We start from the raw sequence: 4,260 nt of genomic DNA, 5'->3' as shown, positions 1-4,260 counted from the left end.
GGATGTCGAAGCGGCTTGCACCGAGGCCGCGCAAGGCTCCGGCAAGGTCTGCCAGATCGCCAACGACAATGGCGGCGGCCAGCTGGTCATTTCCGGCGCCAAGGCCGCGGTCGAGCTGGCGGCGAAACTATGCACTGAAAAGGGCGCCAAGCGGGCGCTGATGCTGCAGGTCTCGGCACCCTTCCATTCGGCGCTGATGGCGCCGGCGGCCAATGTCATGCGCGACGCGCTCGCCGGTGTAACGAAGCATGCGCCGACGGTGCAAGTAGTGTCCAATGTCACGGTGACCCCGACCAGCGATCCCGACGAGATCGCCCGGCGCCTGGTCGAGCAGATCACCGGCCGCGTGCGCTGGCGCGAAACGGTCGAATGGTTGGGCGCCAACGGCGTCACCACGCTTTACGAGATCGGCGCCGGCAAGGTGCTGTCGGGCCTGGCACGGCGCATCAACCGCGACATCGCGACATCGGCCGTTGGCACGCCGGCCGACGTCGAGGCCGCCCTGGCCGCATTCGCATAATCCACTGGCGATTTGACCCCACCCGTGTGAAGGGTGTTTTCTCAGATCAGGAGACGAAAATGTTCGAACTGACCGGCCGCAAGGCGCTCGTCACCGGCGCATCGGGAGGCATCGGCGAGGCGATTGCCCGCGTATTGCATGCGCAAGGCGCCATTGTCGGCCTGCACGGCACCCGCATCGAGAAACTGGAAGCCTTGGCGGGCGAACTCGGCGATCGGGTCAAGCTGTTCCCGGCCAATCTGGCGAACCGCGACGAAGTCAAGGCGCTCGGCCAGAAGGCGGAGGCCGAACTCGAAGGCGTCGACATACTGGTCAACAACGCCGGCATCACCAAGGACGGCCTGTTCGTGCGCATGTCGGACGCCGATTGGGACTCCGTGCTCGAGGTCAACCTGACCGCCGTTTTCAGGCTGACCCGCGAACTCACCCATCCGATGATGCGCCGCCGCCATGGCCGCATCATCAACATCACCTCCGTGGTCGGCGTGACCGGCAATCCCGGCCAGGCCAATTATTGCGCCTCAAAGGCCGGCATGATCGGCTTCTCCAAATCGCTGGCGCAGGAAATCGCCACCCGCAACATCACCGTCAACTGCGTCGCCCCGGGCTTCATCGAATCGGCGATGACCGACAAGCTCAACGACAAGCAGAAGGAGGCGATCATGGCGGCGATTCCGACGCGCCGCATGGGCACGGGTGCTGAAGTGGCGTCCGCCGTCGCCTACCTCGCCTCCAACGAAGCCGCCTACGTCACCGGCCAGACCATTCATGTCAATGGCGGCATGGCCATGATTTGACGGATATGGCGGGCCTGTGAAAAGAGACCATTTCGCCTTGGACCTCAGCCATTTTTCGTGTAATGCGGCCCGCAACCCGGCGGTTCGGGCAAAAACCGGTTCGTAGCCGTTGCGTTTCCGGCAGGACCATCTTTCAGCTTGATTAGCGGCATTCTGCCCGCTAACGAAGACAGACAAACAAAAGACGAGGATGCCCAAATGAGTGACACCGCAGAGCGCGTCAAGAAGATCGTCATCGAGCACCTTGGCGTCGATGCCGACAAAGTGACGGAGCAGGCGAGCTTCATCGATGATCTGGGCGCTGACAGCCTCGACACGGTTGAACTCGTCATGGCGTTTGAAGAAGAGTTCGGCGTGGAAATTCCCGACGACGCGGCCGAGACCATCCTGACCGTCGGCGACGCGGTGAAGTACATCGACAAGGCTTCGGCCTGACGCTTTCCGCAGTCATCACCGGGGAGGACCTGCGATGAGGCGTGTCGTCGTCACGGGCCTTGGGTTGTTGTCGCCGTTCGGCATGGGCTTCGAGCACAGCTGGAAGGAACTTCTGACCGGCCGCAGCGCGGCCAAGCGCATCACCGAATTCGAGGTGGAGGATCTTGCCTGCAAGATCGCCCACGTCGTTCCGCGTGGTGACGGCAGCAATGCCACCTTCAATCCCGAGGCCGTGCTCGAGCCGAAGGAATTGCGCAAGATCGGCGACTTCATCCTGTACGGGATTGCTGCCGCCGACGAAGCGCTGAAGGATTCCGGCTGGGAGCCCAAGACCCACGAAGAACAATGCGCCACGGGCGTGCTCATCGGTTCCGGCATTGGCGGCATCGAAGGCATTGCCGAGAACGCGATAATCCTCAAGGAGCGCGGTCCGCGCCGCATCAGCCCCTTCTTCATTCCCGGCCAGATCATCAATCTCGTCTCCGGTCAGGTTTCGATCCGGCACGGGCTGAAGGGCCCGAACCATGCCGTGGTCACGGCCTGCTCGACCGGCGCGCACGCCATTGGCGATGCGGCCCGCCTGATCATGTGGGGCGATGCCGACGTCATGGTCGCCGGCGGTGCCGAGGCGCCGGTGACAAGGCTGTCGATTGCCGGTTTCGCCGCCTGCCGGGCGCTGTCGACCGAGCGAAATGAAACGCCGCAAACGGCGTCGCGTCCCTATGACCGTGACCGCGACGGCTTCGTCATGGGCGAGGGCGCCGGCGTTGTGGTGCTGGAAGAACTCGAGCACGCCAAGGCGCGCGGCGCCAAGATCTATGCCGAGGTGACCGGCTACGGCCTTACCGGCGACGCCTATCACATCACCGCACCGGCTGAAGACGGCGATGGCGCTTTCCGTTGCATGACCGCGGCGTTGAACCGGGCCAGGCTTGCGCCCGCCGATGTCGACTACATCAACGCGCATGGCACCTCGACCATGGCCGACACGATCGAACTTGGCGCTGTCGAGCGGCTTGTCGGCAATGCCGCGTCGAAGATTTCGATGTCGTCGACCAAGTCGTCGATCGGCCATCTCCTGGGCGCGGCGGGTGCCGCTGAAGCGATCTTTTCGATCCTTGCGATCAGGGACAACATCGCGCCGGCGACTATCAATCTCGACAACCCGGAGCGCGAAACCGCGATCGACTTGGTGCCGAACAAGCCGCGCTCCCGCCAGATCGACGTGGCGCTCTCCAATTCCTTCGGCTTCGGCGGCACAAACGCTTCGCTTGTGTTCCAGCGCTACAATGGCTGATCGTCCGGCTGCCGGGCGATGCCTCGGCATGCCGTCAATTTTGCCATATTCGCCCCTACTCTGCCGCGGGGGATTCGCTGAGAGATCGAACGGTAGGGCGAGATGAACACAAATCCGGCGGGCAATGGAGAAGTCGGCCAACGGCCGGCGAACAATACCGGACCGATCGTGCCGAAGACAGCCAGCGAGGCCTTGCGGCCGGAAGCCGGAACGCCGCCGCCGAAGCGCTCGCGCGCTTCGCGCAGCCAGGTCGTCGTGTTCATGAACTTCGTCATCTCCCTGGTGATGCTGATGGTTCTGGCCGCGGGCGCGGCGCTTTACTTCGGCAAGCAGGCGTTCACTGAACCCGGCCCCTCGGCCAATGGCGACACCTTCCTGGTCAAGCCGAACACCGGCGTCCAGGACATCGCCGACCAGCTCGAGCGCCGTGGGCTGATCAGCGACGCCCGCGTCTTTCGCCTTGGCGTGCGTGCTTTCGGCAACGATTCCGCGCTCAAGGCCGGCGAATACGAGATCAAGCCCCGGGCATCCATGCGCGATATCATGGAGCTTTTGAAAAGCGGCAAGTCGGTGATGTACTCGCTGACCATTCCGGAAGGGTTGACGGTTGAACAGGCTCTGCAGCGCATCGCAGATGAACCCGCCTTGAGCGGCGACATGCCGGCGACAACACCTCCAGAGGGCAGCCTTGCCACCGACACACTGCGCTTCACGCGCGGCGCGACGCGCCAGCAGATGATCGACAAGCTGGTGGCCGACCAGAAGAAACTAGTCGACGAGGTGTGGCAGCGGCGCGCGCCGGACCTGCCACTGGCCAATGTCGAGGACTTCGTTACCCTGGCCTCGATCGTCGAGAAGGAAACCGGCAAGGGTGACGAGCGTTCGCGCGTCGCCGCCGTCTTCCTCAACCGCCTGGCCAAAGGCATGCGCCTGCAATCCGACCCGACCATCATCTATGGTCTGTTCGGCGGCAGGGGAAAGCCCGCTGACCGCCCGATCTACCAGTCGGACATCCAGAAGCAGACGCCTTACAATACCTATTTGATCAACGGCCTGCCGCCGACGCCCATCGCCAATCCGGGTCGCGCGGCGCTTGAGGCCGTGGCGAATCCATCGAAGACCGACGATCTCTATTTCGTCGCCGACGGCACGGGCGGTCACGTCTTTGCGGCGACGCTCGACGAACACAATGAGAATGTCGCCCGGTATCG

6 protein-coding genes are annotated in these 4,260 nt (G+C 63.6%); 5 read left to right on the top strand and 1 reads right to left on the bottom strand.

All coding sequences use genetic code 11. The features are described 5' to 3' along the window. From C1D09_RS29015 to fabF, 4 genes are all read left to right on the top strand, one after another. Positions 1-520 (top strand): ACP S-malonyltransferase (locus tag C1D09_RS29015; protein WP_143977421.1); only part of this gene is annotated, 520 nt, incomplete at its 5' end. Between the two features lie 59 nt (positions 521-579). Beyond that, the gene (fabG, locus tag C1D09_RS29010; protein WP_143977420.1) at positions 580-1,317 is read left to right on the top strand and encodes a 3-oxoacyl-[acyl-carrier-protein] reductase; all 738 of its coding nucleotides are present in this window, start codon (positions 580-582) and stop codon (positions 1,315-1,317) included. 198 nt (positions 1,318-1,515) lie between these two features. Then, entirely contained in the window at positions 1,516-1,752 is a 237-nt protein-coding gene (locus C1D09_RS29005; RefSeq protein WP_006203723.1) for an acyl carrier protein, read from the top strand. A gap of 34 nt (positions 1,753-1,786) precedes the next feature. Then, complete coding sequence (fabF, locus tag C1D09_RS29000; protein WP_143977419.1) at positions 1,787-3,049, top strand: beta-ketoacyl-ACP synthase II; 1,263 nt, start codon at positions 1,787-1,789, stop codon at positions 3,047-3,049. Here fabF and C1D09_RS33940 read toward each other — a convergent pair. Beyond that, positions 3,037-3,312: a hypothetical protein gene (locus C1D09_RS33940; protein ID WP_246135916.1), complete on the bottom strand. Its 276-nt coding sequence runs from the start codon at positions 3,310-3,312 to the stop codon at positions 3,037-3,039. The genes fabF and C1D09_RS33940 overlap by 13 nt on opposite strands. On the opposite strand from C1D09_RS33940, the gene mltG reads away from it, so the two are divergent. Further along, the coding region (mltG, locus tag C1D09_RS28995; protein ID WP_246135915.1) for an endolytic transglycosylase MltG at positions 3,311-4,260 on the top strand (950 nt) is incomplete at its 3' end. The genes C1D09_RS33940 and mltG overlap by 2 nt on opposite strands.

It is taken from the genome of Mesorhizobium intechi, assembly GCF_002879535.1.
Classification (GTDB): domain Bacteria; phylum Pseudomonadota; class Alphaproteobacteria; order Rhizobiales; family Rhizobiaceae; genus Mesorhizobium; species Mesorhizobium intechi.
This window is presented reverse-complemented; position numbering and strand designations above follow the sequence as displayed.